General features: G+C 61.4%; 22 protein-coding genes. 5 read left to right on the plus strand and 17 right to left on the minus strand.

Features of this window, described 5'->3' with window-relative positions; genetic code table 11:
- Positions 1-59: 59 nt before the first annotated feature.
- The 7 genes from AC1RRT_RS03630 to AC1RRT_RS03660 all read right to left on the minus strand — a co-directional run bounded on the left by AC1RRT_RS03630 (position 60) and on the right by AC1RRT_RS03660 (position 8,062).
- Positions 60-1,247 (minus strand): ABC transporter substrate-binding protein, encoded by a 1,188-nt coding sequence (locus tag AC1RRT_RS03630; RefSeq protein ID WP_493012339.1) that lies wholly within the window; start codon positions 1,245-1,247, stop codon positions 60-62.
- A 185-nt stretch (positions 1,248-1,432) separates the two neighbouring features.
- A complete protein-coding gene (locus tag AC1RRT_RS03635; protein WP_493012340.1) occupies positions 1,433-2,617 on the minus strand; it encodes an ABC transporter substrate-binding protein in 1,185 nt (394 codons plus the stop codon).
- Between the two features lie 58 nt (positions 2,618-2,675).
- Complete coding sequence (locus tag AC1RRT_RS03640; protein WP_493012341.1) at positions 2,676-4,544, minus strand: AMP-dependent synthetase/ligase; 1,869 nt, start codon at positions 4,542-4,544, stop codon at positions 2,676-2,678.
- A 29-nt stretch (positions 4,545-4,573) separates the two neighbouring features.
- Positions 4,574-5,359, minus strand: coding sequence for an ABC transporter ATP-binding protein (locus AC1RRT_RS03645; RefSeq protein WP_493012342.1), 786 nt, complete (start codon positions 5,357-5,359; stop codon positions 4,574-4,576).
- A 1-nt stretch (position 5,360) separates the two neighbouring features.
- On the minus strand, positions 5,361-6,119 hold the full coding sequence (locus AC1RRT_RS03650; RefSeq protein WP_493012343.1) for an ABC transporter ATP-binding protein: 759 nt from the start codon (positions 6,117-6,119) through the stop codon (positions 5,361-5,363).
- Entirely contained in the window at positions 6,116-7,192 is a 1,077-nt protein-coding gene (locus AC1RRT_RS03655) for a branched-chain amino acid ABC transporter permease (RefSeq protein ID WP_493012344.1), read from the minus strand. Before AC1RRT_RS03655 ends, AC1RRT_RS03650 begins: the two co-directional genes overlap by 4 nt.
- A 15-nt stretch (positions 7,193-7,207) precedes the next feature.
- A complete protein-coding gene (locus AC1RRT_RS03660) occupies positions 7,208-8,062 on the minus strand; it encodes a branched-chain amino acid ABC transporter permease (protein ID WP_493012345.1) in 855 nt (284 codons plus the stop codon).
- 216 nt (positions 8,063-8,278) lie between these two features.
- Between AC1RRT_RS03660 and AC1RRT_RS03665 the strand changes: the two genes are divergently transcribed.
- The gene (locus AC1RRT_RS03665; RefSeq protein WP_493012346.1) at positions 8,279-9,187 is read left to right on the plus strand and encodes an MBL fold metallo-hydrolase; all 909 of its coding nucleotides are present in this window, start codon (positions 8,279-8,281) and stop codon (positions 9,185-9,187) included.
- A gap of 69 nt (positions 9,188-9,256) precedes the next feature.
- Here AC1RRT_RS03665 and AC1RRT_RS03670 read toward each other — a convergent pair whose 3' ends face one another.
- Both AC1RRT_RS03670 and AC1RRT_RS03675 read right to left on the minus strand, forming a co-directional pair.
- The gene (locus tag AC1RRT_RS03670; protein ID WP_493012347.1) at positions 9,257-9,697 is read right to left on the minus strand and encodes a DUF3455 domain-containing protein; all 441 of its coding nucleotides are present in this window, start codon (positions 9,695-9,697) and stop codon (positions 9,257-9,259) included.
- A 405-nt stretch (positions 9,698-10,102) separates the two neighbouring features.
- Positions 10,103-10,648 carry a DUF3455 domain-containing protein gene (locus AC1RRT_RS03675; protein WP_493012348.1) on the minus strand — a complete coding sequence of 182 codons (546 nt, stop codon included), beginning with the start codon at positions 10,646-10,648 and terminating at the stop codon, positions 10,103-10,105.
- 292 nt (positions 10,649-10,940) lie between these two features.
- Here AC1RRT_RS03675 and AC1RRT_RS03680 point away from each other — a divergent pair, with 292 nt between their 5' ends.
- Positions 10,941-11,372 (plus strand): response regulator, encoded by a 432-nt coding sequence (locus tag AC1RRT_RS03680; protein ID WP_493012350.1) that lies wholly within the window; start codon positions 10,941-10,943, stop codon positions 11,370-11,372.
- A 70-nt stretch (positions 11,373-11,442) separates the two neighbouring features.
- On the opposite strand, the gene AC1RRT_RS03685 is transcribed toward AC1RRT_RS03680, so the two are convergent.
- Both AC1RRT_RS03685 and AC1RRT_RS03690 read right to left on the minus strand, forming a co-directional pair.
- Complete coding sequence (locus AC1RRT_RS03685; protein WP_493012351.1) at positions 11,443-13,092, minus strand: 3-(methylthio)propionyl-CoA ligase; 1,650 nt, start codon at positions 13,090-13,092, stop codon at positions 11,443-11,445.
- 121 nt (positions 13,093-13,213) lie between these two features.
- On the minus strand, positions 13,214-14,017 hold the full coding sequence (locus tag AC1RRT_RS03690; protein ID WP_493012352.1) for an enoyl-CoA hydratase/isomerase family protein: 804 nt from the start codon (positions 14,015-14,017) through the stop codon (positions 13,214-13,216).
- A gap of 248 nt (positions 14,018-14,265) precedes the next feature.
- Between AC1RRT_RS03690 and AC1RRT_RS03695 the strand changes: the two genes are divergently transcribed.
- Positions 14,266-15,027 carry a TorF family putative porin gene (locus tag AC1RRT_RS03695; RefSeq protein ID WP_493012353.1) on the plus strand — a complete coding sequence of 254 codons (762 nt, stop codon included), beginning with the start codon at positions 14,266-14,268 and terminating at the stop codon, positions 15,025-15,027.
- A gap of 61 nt (positions 15,028-15,088) precedes the next feature.
- Here the strand turns inward: AC1RRT_RS03695 and AC1RRT_RS03700 are convergent, their stop codons facing one another.
- Positions 15,089-15,706, minus strand: coding sequence for a thiamine phosphate synthase (locus AC1RRT_RS03700; RefSeq protein WP_493012354.1), 618 nt, complete (start codon positions 15,704-15,706; stop codon positions 15,089-15,091).
- A gap of 23 nt (positions 15,707-15,729) precedes the next feature.
- Between AC1RRT_RS03700 and AC1RRT_RS03705 the strand changes: the two genes are divergently transcribed.
- A complete protein-coding gene (locus AC1RRT_RS03705; protein ID WP_493012355.1) occupies positions 15,730-16,434 on the plus strand; it encodes a YggS family pyridoxal phosphate-dependent enzyme in 705 nt (234 codons plus the stop codon).
- Here the strand turns inward: AC1RRT_RS03705 and blaOXA are convergent.
- The 4 genes from blaOXA to AC1RRT_RS03725 form a co-directional block, all read right to left on the minus strand.
- A complete protein-coding gene (gene blaOXA / locus AC1RRT_RS03710; RefSeq protein ID WP_493012356.1) occupies positions 16,431-17,234 on the minus strand; it encodes a class D beta-lactamase in 804 nt (267 codons plus the stop codon). The genes AC1RRT_RS03705 and blaOXA overlap by 4 nt on opposite strands.
- 22 nt (positions 17,235-17,256) lie before the next feature.
- A complete protein-coding gene (locus tag AC1RRT_RS03715) occupies positions 17,257-17,526 on the minus strand; it encodes a hypothetical protein (protein WP_493012357.1) in 270 nt (89 codons plus the stop codon).
- 88 nt (positions 17,527-17,614) lie between these two features.
- Positions 17,615-19,189, minus strand: a complete 1,575-nt coding sequence (gene serA / locus AC1RRT_RS03720; protein ID WP_493012358.1) for a phosphoglycerate dehydrogenase — start codon at positions 19,187-19,189, stop codon at positions 17,615-17,617.
- Positions 19,190-19,257: 68 nt separating this feature from the next.
- A complete protein-coding gene (locus tag AC1RRT_RS03725) occupies positions 19,258-20,430 on the minus strand; it encodes a phosphoserine transaminase (RefSeq protein WP_493012359.1) in 1,173 nt (390 codons plus the stop codon).
- 154 nt (positions 20,431-20,584) lie between these two features.
- Between AC1RRT_RS03725 and AC1RRT_RS03730 the strand changes: the two genes are divergently transcribed.
- Positions 20,585-22,546 (plus strand): LTA synthase family protein, encoded by a 1,962-nt coding sequence (locus AC1RRT_RS03730; RefSeq protein ID WP_493012360.1) that lies wholly within the window; start codon positions 20,585-20,587, stop codon positions 22,544-22,546.
- Between the two features lie 13 nt (positions 22,547-22,559).
- Here AC1RRT_RS03730 and AC1RRT_RS03735 read toward each other — a convergent pair whose 3' ends face one another.
- Positions 22,560-23,096, minus strand: coding sequence for a hypothetical protein (locus AC1RRT_RS03735; RefSeq protein ID WP_493012361.1), 537 nt, complete (start codon positions 23,094-23,096; stop codon positions 22,560-22,562).
- Positions 23,097-23,238: the final 142 nt, after the last annotated feature.

Genomic DNA, 23,238 nt, shown 5'->3' on the forward strand with positions numbered 1-23,238 from the left:
TTTTTTTGTAATGAACAAAAAACCCGGCCGCGGGAACGCCGCGGCCGGGGTAACGCGCATCAACTGCCGTAGCGCACCGGCCCGGCAATCTGCATGAAGCGGCCCTTCTGTACCTGGAACAGGAAGCTTTCATCAGCCCCCAGATGCTTCGTCGGGCCATAACTGACAGCAGGGCCACCGAAAATGTCGCGGAAGCCCTGCATGCCTTCGATGGCGGCCACCATCTTGTCAGTCGTCAGATCCTTGCCCGCGCGATCGAAGGCGAAGATCAACTGGTCCATCAGGCCGTAGCCATAGACCGCGCCGATATTGGAATCGACGCCAAACTTGGCCTTGTACTTGTCCATGAAGGCCGCGACCTGCGGCGAGGCGGTGTCGCGGTAGGGCATCACGGTTCCGGCCATCACATACATGCCTTCCGTGGCGCCGCCGGGAGCACCGGCGACGATCTGGTCGTAATTGGCCGACTGGCCGAGGAAATCGACATCCCAGCCCATCTTGCGCGCGGTGCCATAGGGCACGATGGCATCACGCACGATGGTGCCCATGACCACGATGTCGCAGTTGGCGGCCCGCAGCTTGGATATCTGGGCGGTGAAGTCGGTGGCGATCGGCGTATTGGTCGCCGTATCGATCACCGGCATATTCATCGCCTTGGCCTGGTCCTGCACCGCTTCCAGGATTTCCTTGCCGAAATCGGTGTCCTGATACAGCGTGCAGAAGCGCTGCTTGCCCTTGTTGGCAACCATCCATTTCATGCCGGCGCGGATCTGGTCGTAATACGAAGCCAGGCCGGCGAATTTCAGCTTGTGGAAGGGCTCCGACATCTGCCGGGCCGCCGTGATCGGCGAGAAGTTGATCACCCCCGCCTTCAACTGATCCGGCAGCACGGCATTGTTCATCGGCGTGCCGAGCGCGCCGGCCATCAGGAAGATATTGTCGCGATTGATCAGCTTGTTCGCTGCCTGCACGGCGCGCGGCACCTGATACTGGTTGTCTTCCACGATCAGGCGAATCTTGCGGCCGTAGATGCCGCCCTGCTCGTTAACCTCGTCGATGCGCAGCCGCATCGCGTTGGAGGAATGCACGCCGTAGGACGCGGCCGGACCGCTCAGATCGGTATGCATGCCGATGATGATTTCGTTTTTCGTGACGCCACGCACCTTGGCTGACTGCGCGGCCGCGGAGCCGGCAATCAGAACGCTACTGGCCACAGCAGCGGCCGTGAGCAAAGCTACCCTACGCATGCGGACCTCCCAGGTTTTATGGTTATGCCTGGAAAGCTTAGCCCTCTCCCTTGGCGCGACCTATCGGATTCTGGGCACCCAAACCGTTGATGCAGCGCACAAAAGAAAGCGCCCGCAGCGGATGCTGCGGGCGCTCAGGCGATGCGAGACTTTTCTTCTCGTCCGTATCCGGACGTTAGCCGTTTTTAGTACTTGATGGGGCCATCGCCGATCTGCACGAAGCGGCCCTTCTGGATCTGATAGAACAGCACGTCCGTGGTCCCCTGATGCTTCTGCGGGCCGAAGCTCACCACCGGACCGCCAAAGATGTCGCGGAAGCCATTGATGCTTTCCATACCCTTCAGGAAGCCCTCGGTGGTCAGATCCTTGCCCGCACGGTCAAGGGCGGTTGTGATCAGGTCAGCCACGCCATAGCCATACACCGCGCCGATATTCGGATCGGTGTTGTACTTGGCCTTGTATGAATCCCACCAGGCGGCAACCTGCGGCGAGGCCGTGTCGCGATAGGGCATCACGGTACCGGCGCCAACATAGAGACCTTCGGTGGCGCCGCCGGGGGCGGAAGCCACGATCTGGTCGAAGCTGGCCGACTGCGACACGAAGTCGACATCCGTCCAGCCCATCTTGCGCGCCGTGCCATAGGGCACGATGGCGTCGCGCACGATGGCGCCCATGGCCACAAGATCGCAGCCCGAAGCACGCAGCTTGGTGATCTGGGCGGTGAAGTCGGTGGCGATCGGCGTGTTGGTGGCGGTATCGACGACCGGCATGTTCATCGCCTTGGCCTGGTCCTGCACGGCATCGAACACTTCCTTGCCGAAGTCAGTGTCCTGGTACAACGAGCAGAGCTTCTTGCGGTTGTTCTTCGCCACCAGGTACTTGATGCCCGCGCGGGTGTGATCGTAGTAGGTCGAATAGGTGGCGAACTTGAGGCGATGGAAAGGCTCGCTCATCGAACGCGCCGCGGTCAGCGGGCCCAGGTTCGGCACGTCGGCCTTGAACTGGTCCGGGAAGACCGCGTTGTTATGCGGCGTGCCGAGCGCGCCGGCCATCAGGAAAATCTTGTCGCGGTTGATCAGCTTGTTCGCTGCCTGCACAGCACGCGGCACCTGATACTGATGATCTTCGACGATCAGGCGGATCTTGCGGCCGTAAATGCCGCCATCGGCGTTGATCTTGTCGAAATAGAGGCGCATCGCGTTGGCGACATGCACGCCGTAGGACGCGGCCGGGCCACTGAGATCGGTATGCTGGCCGATGACGATTTCAGACTTGGTGACGCCACGCACCGCCTGTGCCTGTGCGTCCATGCCGGCCAAGCCGGTCACAGTCGCAAATGCCGCTGTCGCGGCCAGAATTCTCGTACGCATCCTCATTCTCCCTTTCAGTAAACCGTTGGTCCGGAATACAGGTTGACCGGTCGCCGCCTCAGGCGCCGGCATACATTTCCTCGATCAGAGGCTTGTATTTCTCGTTCACGAACTTGCGCTTCAGCTTCATGGTGGGCGTGAGCTCGTCATCCTCGGCGCTGAGCTGCTGGTCGATCAGGCGGAATTTCTTGATCGTTTCGACGCGGGCGAAGTTCTTGTTGACCCTTTCGATCTCCGACCAGATCAGCTCCTGCACTTCCTTGGCGTGGCAGAGCGAGCTGAAATTGGTGAAGGGCACATTCAAATCCTGTGCGAATTTCACCACATTGTCGTGATCAATCATGATCAGGCAGGTGAGATAGGCCCGGCGATCGCCGATCACCACTGCATCCGAGACATAGGGGCTGAATTTCAGCTGATTCTCAATCTCGGACGGCGTGATGTTCTTGCCGCCGGCAGTGATGATGATGTCTTTCATGCGATCGGTGATGCGGAACCAGCCCTCGTTATCGACGCTGCCGACATCGCCGGTATGCAGCCAGCCGTCCACGATGGTTTCCGCCGTGCGGGTCGGGTTATTCAGGTAACCCATGAACACATGCGGACCCTTCAGCAGGATTTCGCCTTCGGGGCTGATCTTCACCTGGGTGTTCGGAATAGCCTGCCCGATGGTGCCGAGCTTGACCTGGTTCATCATCGGCGCGGTGGCGAGGCCGACATTCTCAGTCTGGCCATAGACCTCACGCATGTCCTTACCCAGAGCCAAGTACCACTTGATCAGATCAGGCGAGATCGGGGCGGCGCCAGTGACCAGCCATTTGCAGCGGTCGATGCCGATGATGCGCTTGATGTTGCGCAGCACCAACTGGTCGGCGAACCAGAAGGCAATCTTCAGGCCAGCCGAAGGCTCACGGCGTTCCAGCCGCGCCTCGGCGAGCTTGAAACCGATGCCGATGGCGATCTTGTAGGCCAGCTTGCCGAAGCCGGTGGCGTCTTTCATGCGGATAGCGACGCCGGAGTAGAACTTCTCCCACAGGCGCGGCACGGCGAAGAAGACCGTAGGCTGCACTTCCTGCAGGTTCTGCGGCACGGTCTCGGGGCTTTCGGCGAAGTTCACCGTGGAGCCCGAACGGATCGGCCAAAGCAGCGTGAAGCCGCGCTCGGCGATATGGCAGAGCGGCAGGAAGCTCAGTTGCTCGTCGGTTTCGCACTGCTCAAGCAGACGCCCGGCATTCTCCATCTGGAAGACCAGATTGCGATGGCTGATCATCGCGCCCTTGGGCGCACCGGTGGTGCCGGAGGTGTAGATCAGGATGGCAAGATCTTCAGGCTTGCCAAGCTTGAGCTGCTCGTCCCAAAAGGACGCATTGCTCTTCTCGAAGTTACGACCCAGGTCGAGCAGCTGGTCGAAGCTGATCACCATGGGGTCGCGGAAGTCGCTCAGGCCCTCCATGTCGATGACGACAATCTTGCGCAAGCTAGGGCAGCGCTCGCGCACTTCCAGTATCTTGTCCAACTGCTCGTCATTCTCGGCGATATAGACCACCGTCTTGCTGTCATTGACGATGTATTCCACCTGCTTGGCGGAATCCGTCGTGTAGATACCGTTGGAGACGCCGCCGATACCCTGACACCCGAGGTCAGCATAGAGCCATTGCGGATTGCCTTCCGAGATGATCGAGACCACCTCGCCGCGCTTCACACCCAGCGCGGCAAAACCAAGGCCGGCATGCTTGGCGTTGTCACCGTATTGCGTCCAGGTGACAGAATTCCAGATGCCGAGGTCTTTTTCGCGCATCGCCACCTTGGCGCCGCGCTCCTTGACCTTGCGCCAGAAATAGCGCGGCAGGGTATCGCTCCCGATGAGAGCGAGGATGTCGGCATCGATTTCAATGCCCGTTACTTTGTCGACCGCTTTGGCACTCATGGTGGGTCCTCCCAGGTCGTGGCGACTGCTTACCGCCAGGTTTTGCGCTTCTTCCAGCGCCGCTTGCCGCGGACGCCCTGCTCTTTCATGCCGAGGTAGAATTCCTTGATGTCTTCCTTTTCCAGAAGACGGGCGCAGGTATCGGCCATCACGATGCGGCCGACTTCCAGCACATAGCCGTAATGCGCCGCATGCAGCGCCACATTTGCATTCTGCTCGACCAGCAGGATGGTGGTCTTCTGCTCGGCGTTGATGCGGACGATGATCTCGAAGATTTCCTTCACCAACTTGGGCGACAGGCCGAGCGAGGGTTCATCTAGCAGCAGCAGCTTGGGTCGCCCCATCAGGGCGCGGCCGATGGCCAGCATCTGCTGCTCACCGCCCGACATCGAGCCGGCCGGCTGGCTCTCGCGCTCCTTCAGGCGCGGGAAGTAGCCGTAGACCATTTCCATGTCCTTGGCGACGCCGTCGGCATCCTTGCGGGTGAAGGCACCCATCATCAGGTTTTCCTTCACCGTCAGGAACGGGAAGGTTTCACGGCCCTCGGGCACATGGCCGATGCCGAGCCGCATCACCTTGTCGGGATCCATCTTCTGGATATCCTTGCCCGCGAAGGTGACACTGCCCTTCTGCGGGTCCATGACACCGGAGATGGTCTTCAGGATGGTAGTCTTGCCGGCACCATTGGCGCCCAGCACGGTGACGATGGAGCCTTCGGGCACTTCCAGGCTGACGCCGCGGATGGCCATGATCGGACCATAGAAGGTCTCGATATTGCTGAGCTTGAGGATCGGTTCAGCTTTGGCTTCTGGCATCTCAGCCTCCCAGATAGGCTTTGATGACCTCGGGGTGGCTCTGCACCTCCGAAGGTGTGCCCAGCGCCAGCACGCGGCCGTAATTCAGCGCCAGCACACGGTCCGAAACCTCGTTCACCAGCCCCATATCGTGCTCGACCATCAGCACGGTGATGCCGAGCTCGTTGCGGATATCGTGGATCCAGAAGGCCATATCCTCGGTTTCCTCGGTATTGAGGCCGGAGGATGGCTCGTCGAGCAGCAGCAGCTTGGGTTCGGTGCAGAGCGCACGGGCCAGCTCGACCACCTTGCGCGCACCATAGGGCAGATTGACGATATAGGTATCGCGATAGGCCTGCAGATTGAGAAAGTCGATCACATGCTCGACCTTCTCGCGATGCGCGAGCTCCATCTTGCGGACCGACGGCAAGAACAGCAGCTCCGAGGCCAGATTGCCGCCGCGATGAGCATGACGGCCGAGCAGCAAATTGTGCAGCACGGAGGCATGCTCGAACAGCTCGATATTCTGGAAGGTACGCGCGATGCCCATGGACGCGATCTTGTGCGGGGCCACCCCGGTGATGTCCTGCCCCTCGAAGATCAGCTTGCCCTCGGTGGGGTCGTAGATGCGGCTGATCAGATTGAACACCGTCGTCTTGCCCGCACCGTTGGGGCCGATGATGGTGAAAACCTGGCCTTTCTCGATGTCGAAACTGACACCGTCGACGGCCTTGATGCCGCCGAAGTTGATGGCGAGGTTGTCGGCCTTGAACAGCGTCACCGGTTGCGCTCCGACTTGGTGTAGGTCTTCTGCCGCTTGAAGGTGGCCTTCTTGTAGAGCGGGAAGAGCGAGAAATAGAGTTTGACCTTCAGCCAGCGCCCGTAGATGCCCAGCGGCTCGAACAGGATGAAGAAGACCAGGATCAAGCCGAAAATGCCCGGTTCCAGGCCCGGCTGGCGAGCGACTGATTCAGGCAGATAGTCGCGCAGGATGGCGATCAGCTGCGGCAACGAGCCGACGAAGATTGCACCGAAGATCGCGCCGTGGATCGAACCCAGACCGCCCACCACGACCATCAGCAGCAGCTGGATGGAGAGCAGGATGTTGAATGCATCGGGCGCCAGATAGCCGATCTTGTGGGCGAACAGCGTGCCGCCGAAACCGGTGAAACCGGCCGAAATCGAGAAGGCCAGCGTCTTGTAGGCGGCCAGGTTGACGCCCATCGACTGGGCGGCGATTTCGGAATCGCGGATGGCGACGAAGGCACGGCCGGTGGGCGAGCGCAGCAGGTTGAGTGCGGCCAACACCGCCAGCACCAGCGCACCGAAGGTGATATAGTAGAAATTGATATCGTCGACGATGGCGATGCCAAGCACTTCGGGCCGATCGACCGGGAAACCCTTGAAGCCGCCGGTCACATGCTCCCAACGGATCAGGATCTGCTCGATGATGAAGGCGAAGGCCAGCGTGGCAATGGCGAGATAAACGCCGGTAAGCCGCAGGGCCGGCCGCCCGATCACCGCGCCAATGATGGCGCTGAGCACGGTGGCGACCGGGATCGAGATGAAAAACGGCACACCCAGATTCAGCAGGACCGCATGGGTATACGCGCCGATGCCAAGGAAGGCGGCATGGCCGAGCGACACCTGGCCGGTATAACCGGTCAGGATCATCAGGCCGATGCCAACGATGGAGAGGATGAAAACGTAGGAAATCTCGCCCAGCCAGAAGTCTTCCAGCACGAAGGGCACGGCCAGCAGGATAAGAATCAGCAGCCCGTACCAGAAACGGTCGACGCCGTCGCGGAACAGGTTGATATCCTGGTTGTAATCCGTCTTGAAGAAAAAGCGCATGATCTGTCCTGCCCCTTACACGCGCTTGCGGCCGATGTTGCCGAACAGGCCCTGCGGCCGGATGAACAGCACCGCGAGGATCACCACATAGGCCGCCACATCCTTGAAGCCCTCGGCCATGTAGATGCCGGAGAACTGCTCGATCACGCCGATCACCAGACCGCCGATCACCGCACCCGGGATCGAACCGAAGCCCCCCAGCACTGCGGCTGCGAAGGCCTTCAGGCCCAGGAGGCCGATGGTGGTGTCGATCAGCGAGACCGGAGCCAACAGGATACCGGCGACTGCGGCGACTGCGGCTGAAATTGCCCAGACCAGCGAAAAAATCATCTTCACCGGGATGCCCATGTAATAGGCCGCCAGCTGGTTCTGCGAGGCGGCCTGCATGGCAACACCAATGCGCGTGAAGCGGAAAAATCCGTATAGAACGCCGCAGAGGATCGCGGTGCCCACCACGATGGAAACGTTGACGTCGGCGATGACGAAGCCGCCGACCCGGCTCACGCCGTCAGTGAACGGCGTGGCAAAAGCCCGGGTCTCGGTACCCCAGATCATCGAGGCCCCCGAACGGAAGATAAAGCCCAGGCCAATGGTGAGCATGACGACGGAAAACTGCGGCTGGCCGATCACCTGACGCAGGATCACGGTATCAAGCAGATAGCCGAATACCGCCATGAACAGCACCGCCCCCAGGAAGGCGAGCCAGTAGTTCAGACCGAAACCCTCAATCAGGGCAAATGCCATGAAGGCGCCCAACATCAGGAGGTCGCCTTGGGCGAAGTTCACCATTTCGGTGGCTTTGTAGATCAGCACGAATCCGAGTGCGATCAGGCCGTAGATACAGCCTGCCGCCAACCCATTCAGCAGCAACTGGACAATCTCAGACAGCGTCCACCCTCCCAGGTAATATTCAGGCGATTCTTGGTGTCGCCGTCTTGTGATGGCAGATTACGGAGACGCCGCCGCAAAGGTCAATCGCTTTCGCGCTCGGATGAATGCTAATCACTTGACGCTACGTCAATTTTTCGCGTTTACCTTCCGTCCGCGTCAATCGAGGCCAAGGGTTCTGCCTAGGAAGAAACCAGCATGTCGATCCCATACGTCAAAGACTTGGAATTTGCTTACGGAACAGTCAGCGGCCTGTCGCCATTGGTGCGCCGCGTCATTGCACAAAACCCGTCCGCCTTCACCTTCCATGGCACCGGCACCTATATCGTCGGCCGCGGCAAGGTCGCGGTGATCGACCCCGGTCCGGATGATCCCGCCCATATTGAGGCCATCCTGGCGGCCCTGCCCGGGGAAACCGTCACCCATATCCTGATCACGCATACGCATCGCGACCATTCGCCAGGCGCCGCCCTGCTGAAAACCAGGACTGGCGCCGAGACCTGGGCGTACGGTCCACATCCGCAACCCAAAGGCGGACCTGTGGTGGAGGAAGGCGGCGATCACGACTTCCGGCCTGACCACCTTATGAAAGATGGCGCAGTGGTTAAGGGCGAGGGCTGGACGGTGACCGCCGTGCACACGCCCGGTCACATCTCCAACCACCTCTGCTTTGGCCTGCATGAGGAGAAAGCGCTGTTCAGCGGCGACCATGTGATGGGCTGGTCCACCACAGTGATCTCGCCGCCCGACGGCAGCATGACCGACTATTACGTCAGTCTGAAGAAGCTGCTGTTCCGCGACGACGTGCGCTATTACCCGACCCATGGCGCACCGATCGATGCGACCAGCACCGGTCATTCGCCGCAGCATTTTGTCACCGAGCTGATCCGGCACCGCGAGGCGCGCGAGGCACAGATCATGGCCTGCCTGTCGTCGGGACCGCAGACCATCCCGCAGATGGTGAAGACGATGTATGCCGACGTGCCCGCCTACCTGCATCCTGCAGCAGCGCGCTCGGTGCTGGCGCATCTGATTCACATGGTCGGGGGTGGCCGGGTGAAGGCAAACGGTGCCGCCGACGAAGCGGCGACGTATCGCACCGCCTAAACCACCGGGGTGCCGAGGCCGCTCCTGCCAGTGACAACAGGAGCGACCTCGGCGGGGGGACGCGCGGTTTTACCGCGCGCTGAGGAAATAGTAGTCCGCTGTGTAGGGCACGCGGGCGATGGCCCCGGCATTGCCTTCGTTGCAGTTCACCTTCGGAGCAACACCGCCGACGGTGTTGACGCGCTGCACGCTGGTCACCGGGCTGAAGCTGCCTTTGGGACCGGCCGCCGAGGCGGTGAGCAGCAGCCAGGGAATGGAACCGCCCTGCGGAGCATCGGCACGCGCCACCATTACGCCGGTGATGCGACTGCCATCATCGGACTGCCAAGTCGGCCCCTCGAAATGATCGCCGATCCTGTTGCCGTTGCGATCGAACAGAACCGCCTGCGGCATCAGGAAGGCCCATTCATAGGCCGAGACCTGATCTTTCTTCTCGCGACATTCATAAACCTGCACGCCTTTGGCGATAGTCACCATGAGCACGCCTTCGTTGGCGCGGCCTTTAAGCACGTCTGGGATCGGGGGCTGTTCGCTATGAACAGGAGCAGCAAGAAGGGTCAGAGCAAGGACGGAAAGCAGTTTGATCGACTGACGCATTCATAAACCTCTGAGTAGTTGAGCATTACCGTTGTCCCACTCCTCATGCCTACCCACCGTGATAACAGTCACAGGCCTCGCGCGTCGTCACTTCACGTTCTCGCTATCGAATCGAGATGCATGCAGATATCGCGATTCGCCAGATTTTATGCGCATAACTTATGCCTGATGGCACACGTGAGAATCGAAATCGACGCTGACTCCATGCCACCACATAACTCTCCAGGGTTATGAAAATATGCAGCGCAAAACGAAAAAGGCCGGACTTGCATCCGGCCTTTCCCTGATTCCCTCATGCGCGCCGATCGGCGTGCATCGTTATTTCATGGTCAGCAGATAGTAGTCGGCCGTGTAAGGCGCGCGCACCACGGTGCCCAGATTGCCCTGCGCACAGGCAACGCCCGGCGCGGCACCGCCCATCGTGTTCACCCGCTGCACACTGCTGATGTCGCTGAACGCCCCCTTGGGGCCAGACGGGGTAGCTGTAATCAGCAGCCACGGAATAGTGCCCGGCTGCGGCGCATCGGCACGGGCCTTCAGCGCGCCGGTGATCTTGCTGCCGTCATTCGACTCCCAGCTCGGGCCGCCGTAATGCTTGCCGATCCGCGTGCCGCGCGTGTCATACAGCTCGGCCTCGGGGGCGACGAAGGCCCATTCATAATTGCCCGGCTTGTCCTTCACGACGCGGCATTCATAGATCTGCACGCCCTTCGCCGGCACGACCATCGCCAGCTTCTCCCCCGGCGCGCCTTTCAGCGCATCGGGCACCGCTACCATGGCCGGCGGGGCCGCCTGCTGTTGTCCGGCACAAGCCGCCAGCACCAGCGCCGGCAGCAGATAAAACGAACGCATTTTCTTGTTCATGGGATACCTCAGTGTTTGCAGATGTCCGGTTGGTTTAAAACAGCGGTTCAGCCCTGTCCGAACACTGTTTGGTGCGCTCTCAGCCTTGTGACGCGCCCAACAGACAGACTCTCTGCGCCCCGCTTTATTCCCGGACAGTTACAATTTTCTGCACCCGCCGCCGGACCTGCGGGTAAGCTGGCGCCTCGGCGGCCTGCCGGGAGCGAGACCGGCGGAACCGCCCGTCCATTCGGGCGTTATTTCTCACCCGTCCTGTTTCTAATATCGCGTGCTTCAGGAGCCTTCACCCATCATGACTCCAGCCAAAGACAACCGCCCCACGGCGGATGCCGGTGACGACAAGTCGGTCGTGCTTGTGGTTGAAGACGAAGTCCTTATCCGCATGGTGATTGCCGAATACCTGCGCGACTGCGGCTATGCTGTAATCGAGGCTGGCAGCGGCCGCGAGGCCGTGTCGGTGTTCGAGGCCTCGCTGGAAATCGACGTAGTCTTCACCGATGTGCAGATGCCAGGCGAGCTGGACGGCTTCGCCCTCGCCCGCTGGGTTCGCGAAAATCGCCCCGGCACATCTGTCATCCTTACCTCTGGCGTGGCCAAGGCCGCAGATGCAGCAGCCGAGCTCTGCGGGGACGGCCCACTGATGCAAAAGCCATATGAGGCCATCGAGGTCGAGCGACGGATCAAGCAGTTGCTAGCCGCGCGCACCCGCACCCGGGCGAACTGAATTCACTTCACGAAAAAAGCCGACCCGGTTTCCCGGGCCGGCTTTGCTGTTTTCGGACATGCCGTCCAGCTTACGCGCCGGGTGTCGGCAGCTTGTACCCCTTGAACTGGTCACGCAGCTTCGTCTTCAGCAGCTTGCCGGTCGCGGTATGCGGCAGTTCCGTCACGAAGACGACATCGTCAGGCAACCACCACTTGGCCACTTTGCCCTCGAGATACTTCAGCAGCTCGTCGCGATCGACCTCCTGGCCAGCTTTCTTGATCACCAGCAGCAGAGGGCGCTCCTGCCACTTGTCGTGATGCACGCCGATCACCGCGGCCTCCTGCACGGCCGGATGGCCAACGGCGGCATTCTCCAGGTCGATCGAGGAAATCCACTCGCCGCCCGACTTGATCACATCCTTCGAGCGATCGGTGATCTGCATGTAACCGTCGGAATCCAGCGTGGCGACATCACCCGTGGTGAACCAGCCATCCTTGTCCAGCACATTGCCGCCATCACCGCGGAAATAACCCTTGGTGATCCAGGGGCCGCGTACCTTCACGTCGCCAAAGGCCTTGCCGTCGCGCGGCAGTTCGTTGCCGTCGTCGTCGGTAATCTTGATCTCGACGCCATAAACGGTGCGACCCTGCTTCTGCTGCACATCCAACCGCTGCTCCAGCGGCAGGTCGGCATGTTTCTTCAGCAGATTGCCAGTCGTACCCAGCGGCGACATCTCGGTCATGCCCCAGGCATGGATGACGAAGCAATTGAGTTGTTTGGCGAAGCGCTCGATCATCGCGCGCGGCGCCGCCGAACCGCCGATCACACAGCGCTCAAGCAGGATGTCCTTCTTCAGATCAAGGCCGGGATTGGCATCAACATACTGGAAGAAGGCGAGCCAGACGGTGGGCACGCCGAGCGAGAAGTTGCACTTCTCGTCGCGCAGCAATTCGTAGACGCTTTTGCCGTCCAGCGCCGGGCCGGGGAAGACCAGCTTGGCCCCGCACATCGCTGCACCGTAAGGCACGCCCCAGGCATTGGCATGGAATAGCGGCACGATCACCAGCGCAGAATCACCCGACCCCAGATTCAGGCCGTCGCGCTGACAGACCGCGTAGGAATGCAGCACACTCGAGCGATGCGAAAACAGCACGCCCTTCGGATTGCCGGTGGTGCCCGAGGTGTAGCAAAGCGAAGAGGCCGTGCGTTCGTCAAACTGCGGCCAGGCGAAATCGTCGCTCTCTCTGCCGATCAGATCCTCGTAGCAGAGCAGATTGGGAATCTTGCTGTCCTTGGGCATATGCGCTGCATCGGTCAGCAGCACGAAGCCCTTCACCGTCTTGAGCTGTGGCGCCAGCTTCTCGATCAGCGGCAGGAAGGTGAGATCGAAGAAGAGATAGCTATCCTCGGCGTGATTGACGATGTAGTCGATCTGCTCGGGGAACAGGCGGGGATTGACGGTATGCAGCACCGCACCCATGCCCGACACGCCGTAATACAGCTCGAAATGTCGGTAAGTGTTCCAGGCCAGTGTGCCGATGCGATCCCCTAGCTTCACGCCGAGCCGTGTCAGCGCATTGGCCAGCTTCTTCGAGCGGCCACACAGGTCCTTGTAGGTATAGCGATGCACCGGGCCTTCGACGGTGCGGGTCACGATCTCGGTCTGGCTGTGATACAGCGCGGCGTATTCGATCAGCTGCGAGATCAGCAACGGACGGTCCTGAATCAGGCCCAGCATCGGTTTCCTCCTGTGTAACCCTTTTGTTTTAGTGGGGTCAGTCTAGGACGCAGGCTCATACACCTGCAAGCGGGTGGCCCCTCGCCGGCCCGCCCTGCCGCTGCGATAGCCACAATATTTTTCAGCGACCCGAAAAGACCGGTTTGCGCTTGGCCAGAAAGGCGTCGCGCCCCTCGGCAAAGTCGGCTGAATTGAACAGCAGTGCCTGCCCGTCGGCCTCCTGCGCCAGCACCGCTTCGAGAGGCTGCGGTCCGCGCGCCAGGGCGGCCTTGGTGAAGCCGATCGGCAGCGGAGCCATCGCAGCGAATTTCGCCGCCAGAGCGAGTGCAGCATCCATCGTCTCGCCCGGGGCGGTCACCTGGTCGGCCAGGCCAATCTGCAGGGCACGCTCGCCATCTATTTCCTCGGCCAGCATCAGCAGCCGCCGCACCCAACCCGCATTGACCCTCTGCGGCACTGTCCACAACGCTGCCATGTCCGGCATCAGCCCGACCTTGCCGAAGGAGCAGCAGAATTTCGCATCCCGCGCCGCCACCACCTGGTCGCAGAGCAGCGCCAGCGACATTCCGGCGCCATAGGCAAACCCCTCCACGGCGGCGATCACCGGTTTCGGTCCGGCAGCGATCAATCGGACCAGCCGGTGCAGATTGGCCAGGCGCTGGCGCCCGCCGACACCGGCCACATCCTGCATGGACGAGATGTCACCGCCGGCGCAGAAGGCGCCGCCGCTGCCCGTCAGCACGATGGCCCGCACCTCCGGATCACCCATTGCCGCCTCGAAAGCGTCATACAGCGCGGCGCGCAACTCCAGCGACAGCGCATTGCGCTTGACCGCGTAATTCAAACGGATGACACGGATCGCTTCCCCCCCGGACACAGCGGGGGGAGCGGATTCGGTGATGACCAGAGGCTGGGCCTCACGCATGATTCGACACTCCCTTTTCGCAGAATCGGGGGTAAACCCCCGTAAACGCCCTGTAAACCCGCATAAATAGGTAATTAAATTGCGACCGTCTTTGCACAGATTTTGCGCAATGTGACTGTTTCTCGGGATGAGTGTAACCCGGGAGACACACTTTCCCGCCTCAACCCCCAGTTTACTGGAGAAGAGTTTGTGGAACAGGAACTTGTCTGATTATCTCACCCTCGAATTCTCTCTCGGAGGTTAGCCCTATGACTAAGTTTGCTTTCCGCGCCGCCTTGGTGGCGCTCGGCCTGACGGCCATCTCGGCGGTTTCGACCCCGGCGATGGCGGCGGATGCCGATCGTTTCGCCGGCCTGGTTTCCGCCACTGCCGTGTCCGATTACCGTTTCCGCGGCATCAGCCAGACCGATACCGGCGCGGCCCTGCAGATTGGCGCTGAAGGCGCCATGAAGCTCACCGACATGGTGACCGGCTACCTCGGCCTCTGGGGCAGCAACGTCGACTTCAACAACAGCGCCGACGCTGAAGTTGATTTCCTCGGCGGCTTCCGCTGGACCTTCGACAAGCTGAGCGTCGACACCGGCATCATCCGCTACGTCTATGCGGGCGCCCAGGACACGCTCAACCTCGACTTCACTGAATTCAAGCTGACTGCCGCTTACGACTTCGGCTTCGTCATCCCGAGCGCCGGCGTCTACTACAGTCCGCAGTTCCAGGGTTCGTCGGGCGGCGCCGTGTACTACACCGGTGGTGTGACCGTGCCGCTGCCGATCACCCAGTTCGAGCCGAAGATCATCGCCAATGTCGGCCATCAGAGCATCGACAAGAACGCCAGCTACGGCGTGCCGAACTACACCGACTGGAATATCGGTCTGTTCGCCACCTTCTGGGGCTTCACTGCCGGCCTCCAGTATGTCGACACCAACCTCAGCAAGCGTGAATGCATGGGCGGCCAGAACTGGTGCGAAGCCGGTGCGGTTGCCTCGCTGGGCTATACCTTCAACTTCTGATCCAATCGGAAGTCCTGATACGGCCGCCGCCATCTTCGGATGGCGGCGGTTTTTTTATGCCTTATGACAAGCCGGCAATTGCAGCAAAGCCGATAACCGCCGGCATGCGCCCGAGCCGCTGCATCCCGGTTGCGGTCATGCCGCCCAACGCATAGACGCGCAGCCCCTGCCGCCCAGCCAGACTGGCGAGCCGGGCAAAGCCCAGCACCCCGAGGGATGCCGTGCCTGGATGGCTGGCCGTGGCGAAAACCGGAGAGACCAGCACCGCGTCGACCCGCACGCGCGCCGCCCGGTGAACCGCGCCCGCGTCATGGGCAGCCGCCGTGACCAGCCCGCTCCTGCACTCTCTTGCCCTGCGCACCAGGCCCTGCGGCAGATGGAGGCCATCCGCCCCCAGCCGGCGTGCCAGCCGGCCATCGCCCGCCACCAGCAACAGCAGACCGCGCTGCCGGCAGAGCCGTGCCACCTGCAGTCCGAGCGCCAACCGGTGTGCCGGCGTGAGCTCGTAATGACGGAACAGCACACCGTCGCCCGCCTGCAGCCGACAGATCGCCGGCAACGGATCAGCCAGACGGGTCGCATCGGTGACCAGCAGGCGCGCCGGCCAGCCACTGCTTTGGCGGCAGGGCTTTCGCCTGCGCCTGCGGATTGGTAGCGTGCGGCCGGTTCCCGTTTTCATCCCTTGCATCAGTGCAGCCTGCCATGACCCAGCCGCCGCCGGAAGCATCCGACAGCCTCGCCGCCCGTCTCGCAGACATCCGCGGACGCCTTGCAGATGCCGCCGCCGAGGCCGGCCGCAAGCCCGGCGCTGTCACCCTGATCGCCGTGGCCAAGACCTTCCCTGCCGAAGCGGTAGCCGAGGCGCTCGCCGCCGGTCAGCGCCATTTCGGCGAGAACCGCGTTCAGGAAGGCATGGCCAAGTATCCCGAGTTGCGGAAGGCCTATCCCGATCTGGTGCTGCATCTGATCGGTCCGCTACAGACCAACAAGGTGAAGCAGGCAGTCGCGCATTTCGATGTGATCCATACGCTGGACCGCCAGAGCCTGGCCGAGGAACTGGCCAAGGAATTCGGGAAAAGCGGCCGTCGCCTGCCGTGCTTCGTGCAGGTCAATACCGGCGAGGAGCCGCAGAAGGCCGGGTGCACGCCGCGTGAGGCCGACGCCTTCATCGCCAGCTGCCGCGCGCTCGACCTGCCCGTCGTCGGCCTAATGTGCATTCCACCGGCAGAGGAAGAGCCGGCCCCGCATTTCGCCCTGCTCAACAAGATCGCAAAGCGCAACGGCATCGATCAGCTTAGCATGGGTATGAGTGGCGATTTCGAGACTGCGGCGATGCTTGGGGCGACCCATGTGCGTGTCGGCAGCGCCATCTTCGGCGGCCGCAGCTACGCAGCGCCGACGCCCTAATTTCCCGCCACCAGTTTCGACAGTTCGACCAGCAGGCCCTCACGCGCGCGATAGCTGGGATAGGTTTCCATCCGTCCCTCATCCTTGATCAGGCGGGCAAAGACGACAGTGCGGCCATCCTTGCCGGCCCAGCCGACGAACCAACCGAACAGCCGATCAGTATCCAGGCCGCTGCCATCCATCTTCGGCTGTGAATCCGCCCCCGTCTTGCCGCGAACGTCCCAGCCGTCACTGGATTGAAAAGCGGGCATGCTGGCGATCGTCTTTTCCTGAGCCGCCTTCGATACCGGCAGGCTGTGCGCCAGCAGCCGGCGCAGGAAGGCGACTTGCTCACGCGGCGATATCTGCAGCGAAGACGCCAGCCAAGACTGCGTCAGGCCGTTGCTGCGACCTGGATCGCCAGAGAGGTCGCGGTTGCCATAGTCCAGGCTGTCGACGTAGCGCTGGAACAGCGGCAGGCCCATCTGCTGGGTCAGTCGCTGCGAATACCAGACCACAGATTGTTCAAGCCAATAGGCAGGATCGGTGGACTTCCTCACCCCCTCTCGCGAAGCCTTGTAGTCCTCGCGATAGGGCCAAACCGGCGCATGGACATCCTGCAGGATGTCGGCATCGAAACCCATCACCGCCAGCGGCACCTTGAAGGTGGAGGCCGGGCTGTTGCGCGTGACGCAATCGCCAGTTTCATGCAGCACGCGACCATCGATCGCATCGATCACCAGGGTGCAGGTCACGCCGGCCATTGCTGGTGCTACGGTCAGCACCAGCAAACCGCAGGCGACGGCCAGACTCTTCAACATTGCCAAACCCTGAGACGCGAAATCAGTTCTTCTTGGTGGTGCCGCCAGAGGCCAGCGTAACGCTGTCACCCGTGATCACGAAGGTGACCGAACCGTCGCTGGTCTTGTATGTCCACTGCTCCAGCGGCCCGAGCTTCTGCAGCTCGGTAGGCTTGCCCAACACTTTCTCAAGTTCCGCCTTGGTCTTCACCGGTTCGGCTTTCTTCAAAGCCTCTTCGGTGGACGGCGGCCCGCAGGCGATCAGAGCCAGCGGCAGTGCAAGCGTAAAAACAAACCGGGCCAGACGAGCCATTGATCCTGCTCCATGTTGCGGGGGCACGATCAGTTAAGCGGCTCATCCGGCCCGGGTAAAGACGGGAATCGGAGACTTAAGGCTTGACTTAGAACTGCAGCGGGGTCGCCTGACGCACGCCGGGGATGGCTTTCACCTTTTCCGCCACATCGGCCGGGATCGGGCCGTCGACCTCAACCAGGCAGATCGCATCCTCACCCCGTGACGCGCGACCGAGGTGGAAGGTGGCAATGTTGATACCCGCATCACCCAGCACCGTACCCAGACGGCCGATGAAACCCGGCTTGTCGGCATTGGTGACATAGAGCATGTGCGGACCCAGTTCGGCGTCGATATCGATACCCTTGATCTCGACCACGCGCGGGTTCTTGTTGGCGAACAGTGTGCCGGACAGGTGGCGTACCTTATCGGCATGGATGGTGACGCGCATCAGGGTCTGATAGTCGCCCTCGCGGTCATGTTTGACCTCGGAGACCTCGATGTTACGTTCCTTGGCCACCAGCGGCGCGTTGACCATGTTGACGCTGCTGAGCTGGCGGCGCAGCAGGCCTTCCAGCACGATGGCGGTCAGCGGACGGGTGTTCAGTGTCGCGACATGGCCTTCATATTCGATCACAACCTTGGTCAGATTGGCTTCCGCCAGCTGGCCAACGAAGCTGCCGAGCTGGGCAGCCAGCGTCATGTAGGGCTTCAGCTTCGGTGCATCTTCGGCCGAAACCGACGGCATGTTCAGCGCATTGGTCACCGCGCCGTTCAACAGGTAATCTGCAATCTGTTCGGCTACCTGGAGGGCGACATTTTCCTGAGCTTCATTGGTCGAGGCGCCCAGATGCGGGGTCGCAACAAAACGCTCATGGCCGAACAGCACGTTTTCCTTTGCCGGCTCGGTTACGAAGACGTCGAAGGCCGCGCCGGCAACATGACCGCTATCGAGGGCAGCCTTCAGAGCTGCTTCGTCGACCAGGCCGCCGCGGGCGCAGTTGACGATGCGCACGCCCTTCTTGGCCTTGGCCAGCGCCTTGGCATCAAGGATGTTCTTGGTCTGCTCGGTCAGGGGGGTGTGCAGACTGATGAAATCGGCGCGGGCCAGCAGGTCGTCCAGCTCGACCTTCTCGATACCCAGCGACGTGGCGCGCTCCGGGGTGAGGAAGGGATCATAGCCGATCACCTTCATCTTAAGGCCCTGGGCACGGTCGGCCACGATGGAACCGATATTGCCGCACCCGATCAGGCCAAGCGTCTTGCCGTACATTTCGACGCCCATGAAGCGGTTCTTTTCCCACTTGCCGGCCTGGGTGGAGCGGTCGGCCAGCGGAATTTCCCGGGCCAGTGCCATCATCATGGCAACGGCATGTTCGGCGGTGGTGATCGAATTGCCGAACGGTGTGTTCATGACGCAGACGCCACGGGCAGTGGCGGCCGGAATGTCGACATTGTCGACACCAATGCCGGCGCGACCGACGACCTTCAACTTCTTTGCGGCTTCCAGCACCTTGGCGGTGACCTTGGTGGCCGAGCGGATGGCAAGACCATCATAGTCGCCAATGATGGCGAGCAATTCTTCCGGCTTCAAACCGGTCTTGATGTCGACCTCGACGCCGCGTGTCTTGAAGATGTCGACGGCGGCGGGGCTCAGTTCGTCGGAGATCAGAACCTTGACCATGGGATAGTCCTCGGATGTCAGAATGGGGATAAGGGAAGCGGGCGCGACCGAAGTCGCGCCCGAACAGATCAGGCGGCTGCAGCCGGCTTGTAGGTGGCTTTCACTTCGGCGAAGGCCCAGTCCAGCCAGGGGCAGAGTGCCGCCACATCGGCGGTTTCCACCGTGGCACCACCCCAGATGCGCAAGCCCGGAGGCGCGTCGCGATAAGCGGCGATGTCGAGGGCCACACCCTCTTTCTCCAGCACGGCAGCGATCTGCTTGGCAGCGGCTTCCTGGTCTTTCTCGCCGAGTGCGGTGAACCAGGGATCGACCACCTTGAGGCAGATCGAAGTGTTGGAACGCACGGCAACATCGCCGGCGAGGAAGTCGACCCAGGTGGTCTTGGCCGCCCAGTCAGTGATCGCCTTAAGATTGGCTTCCGAGCGGCTGATCATGCCCTTGAGGCCACCAACGCTGTCGCCCCACTTCAGCGCGTCGATGATGTCTTCGACGCAGAGCATCGAGGGCGTGTTGATGGTTTCGCCCTTGAAGATGCCTTCGATCAGCTTGCCGTCCTTGGCCATGCGGAAGATCTTCGGCAACGGCCAGGCCGGGGTGTAAGTCTCAAGACGTTTCACAGCGCGCGGGCTCAGCACGATCATGCCATGCGCGGCTTCGCCGCCTGTCGCCTTCTGCCAGGACCAGGTGGTGACATCCAGTTTCGACCACGGCAGGTCCATAGCGAAAACGGCGGAAGTGGCGTCGCAGATGGCGAGGCCCTGGCGGTCGGCGGCGATCCAGTCGCCGTTGGGAACCTTCACGCCCGAGGTGGTGCCGTTCCAGGTGAAGACGACGTCGCGGCTCCAGTCGACCTGGGTCAGGTCGGGGATCGCACCATAGCCAGCCTTCAGCGTACGGACATCCTTGAGCTTAAGCTCCTTGGCGATATCCGAGCCCCAGCCGGCGCCAAAGCTTTCCCAGGCCAGAACATCGACGCCGCGCTCGCCCAGCAGCGACCACAGCGCCATCTCGACAGCGCCGGTATCGGAGGCCGGCACAATGCCGATCTTGTAGTCAGCGGGGATGCCGAGGATCTTGCGATGCAGCTCAATCGCCTCGACCAAGCGGGCCTTGCCCTCTTTGGAACGATGCGAACGACCCAGCAGGGCATTCTTGAGGATTTCGGGAGTCCAGCCGGGGCGCTTAGCGCAGGGGCCGGAAGAAAAATGCGCGGATTTGGGGCGCAGGGCAGGCTTCGTCATGTGTCTATCCTTCCAGATAGTAAGCGCCCCGTTGGGGGGGCGTGTCCCGTGGCCCTTCTACCCGGAGTCGGGGCCTGCGCGCAACCATCATTGTGACGCAGGCCGCAACCTCCGTATAAAATTAGGGTTTCTGGCAGTCGCGAAGGCGACTGGGATGACGCACACTCCCGCCATGTCGAAACGTTTACAGCTCTGGCTTACTTGCATCGCCATTTTCGTAGGGGCAGCGGCTCTTGTTCGCCTGGCCCTGACGATCTGGGTCGCGAGCGACACGCCGGATTCGATCGGCGCCTTCGCCGCGGCCTGGATCGTGGGGCTGGCCGACGACCTGGCCACCGGCCTGCTGCTGGGCCTGCCTTTCCTGCTGGGGTTGTACCTGTTTGCCCGACCACTGCGCTGGCGCCCGGGAATGATTGCGGCACATCTGCTGCTGCTTGCACTCCTTGGCCTCGTCGTGTTTAGCGCCGTGGCCGAGCTGTTCTTCTGGGAGGAATACAACAGCCGCTTCAACGGTATTGCCGTCTATTATCTGATCTTCCCCAAGGAAGTGATCGGCAATATCCGCGAGTCCTTCGACCTGCGGTATTACCTGCCACCGATCGGGGCGGTGGTTCTGCTGATCTACGCCTTGCTGTGGCGCCGTCTGACCCAGGCCTTGAAAGCGCCTTTTGTGAAAGGCGAGCGGCGCCGCGCGCTGGCTGCCGCGGCCTTCACCTTTGTCTTCGCCCTGCCCTTCATACTGTTCGGCCCCTGGGAGCCGGTCGCAACCCGCACCGTCAATGAACTGGCGGTCAACGGCATGCATAGTATCTTGAATGCCTATTTCACCAATGACAGCAAATATGACGGCGTCTATGCCGGCATCCCGGAAGAAGAGGCCCTTCCGCTGCTGCGCGATATGGTGAAACAGGACAACACCTCCAACCTTGCCGCCCCGAACGAGCGCAGCATCCGCCGCCATGTCGACAACGGTCCGGCTCCGGCGAAGAAGCTGAACGTGGTGCTGATTCTGGAAGAGTCTTTCGGCTCGGTCTATTTCGAGGATGTCTTCGATCCCAAACAGAAGGACTATTGGCAGACGATGTCGCCGAACTGGCATCGTATTGCCGACGAGGGCCTGCTGTTCACCAACATCTACGCCACCGGCGACCGCACGGTGCGCGCTCTGGAGGCGGTCTTCACGTCCTTCCCGCCGATCCCCGGTATTTCTACGGCCCGTCGCGCCGGCTCGGAAGGCATGAACTCACTGCCTTTCCTGCTGGAGAAATTCGGCTACCGCACGGCATTCCTCTATGGCGGCCCCACCAGTTTCGACAACATGGGCTATTTCTGGAAGACCATCGGCTTCGACAAGGTGATGGGCCAGAGCGACATCGCCGATCAGAGCTTCAAGACCATCTGGGGCGTGGCCGACGAATACATGTTCAAGGAAGCGCTCAATCGCATCGACCAGATGGCGGCCGAACCCGGCCCCTTCTTCTTCAGCGCGCTGACCGTCACCAACCACCGGCCCTTCATGTTCCCTGAGGGACGCGTGCCATTCAAGCCTGCGCCGAATGCTCGCGACCATGCCGCCGCCTATGCCGACTGGGCCCTCGGCCAGTTCATCGAGGCGGCGAAAAAGAAGCCCTGGTTTGACGACACGGTGTTCGTGATGCTGGGCGATCACGGCCCCAAGGTCTGGGGGGCGGCGCAGATTCCGGTCCAGGCCTTCCGCGTGCCTGTGGTTATCCTGGCGCCAAAATATATCAAACCCGAGCGCAACCCCGCGCTAGGCTCAAGCATGGACATCGGGCCGACGCTCATGGGCGTGCTGGGCCTGAGTTACGACAGCCCCTTTTTCGGCATCGACCTCAGGCGAGCGCCAAAGGATGGTCGCGGCCGCATCGCAATGGCGCATAATTTCGATGTGGCTGTAGGTGATGGCAACAATGCGGTGGTGCTCACGCCCAAGGGCGGCCTGATGCCCTATAAAATGCGCACCGGCCCTTACCAGCTGGAACCGATTGAGCCTGAGGCCTTACCAGAACTGATCCGCAAACAGGCGGCGGCACAGACCCAGACAGCGCATCGCATGTTCTACGCCCGGCAGTATCACGAGCTTTCAGCCCCCTGAGGGGACACTGTAATCAGGCCCCGTGCGATTCCTTCTGGGCCAGCTCCATCAGAGCCGGGGCCCGCTCGGATACTTCGCGCAGGATGGTCTCAGCCACGGTCAGGCGTTTGCGCGCATCGTCATCCAGAATGCCCTGGATTTGTTCGCGGTCGATACGCCCCACCGTTTCATGCAGTTCCCAGATGGTCGAGAGAAAGACTTTCTGCGTACCCATCGGCAGCACTTCGGCATTCTCCAATGCCGGAAAGACACGCAGCACCACCTCGATCTTCATGCGTAGCAGATCGATGATCAGCGTGCTGTGATAATCCTTCATCTGGGCCAGCGCGTCGGCCTCCGCATTTTCCATGCGGTCTTCAATCAGCACCAACACCCCTTCGATCTCGGTTAGTGCACTGCGATATTCGTAATAGGGCTCGTAGGCCGCCTTGCTGATGCGGGCGATGGCATCTTCGGCAATCTTGCGGGCGCGGCGGGTCTGGCGCTTGAGCGCATCGAGCAGAGTTTCGATCTCTGCCTTCTTGTAGCGTTTACCGGCAATCTTGGTCATGTGCTCTCAGCCTGCCTCTGCACCCCAGTCTAGCCAATTCGGCCACATCCGGGCCACAGGCCATGCGGGATTGTCACATAAAAAAACCGGCCGCCCAAAGGCGGCCGGTTCCATGTTCGGCAAGAATTGGTGAGGATCGACT

The sequence above is a fragment of the Ferrovibrio sp. GW821-FHT12B10 genome (assembly GCF_058807515.1).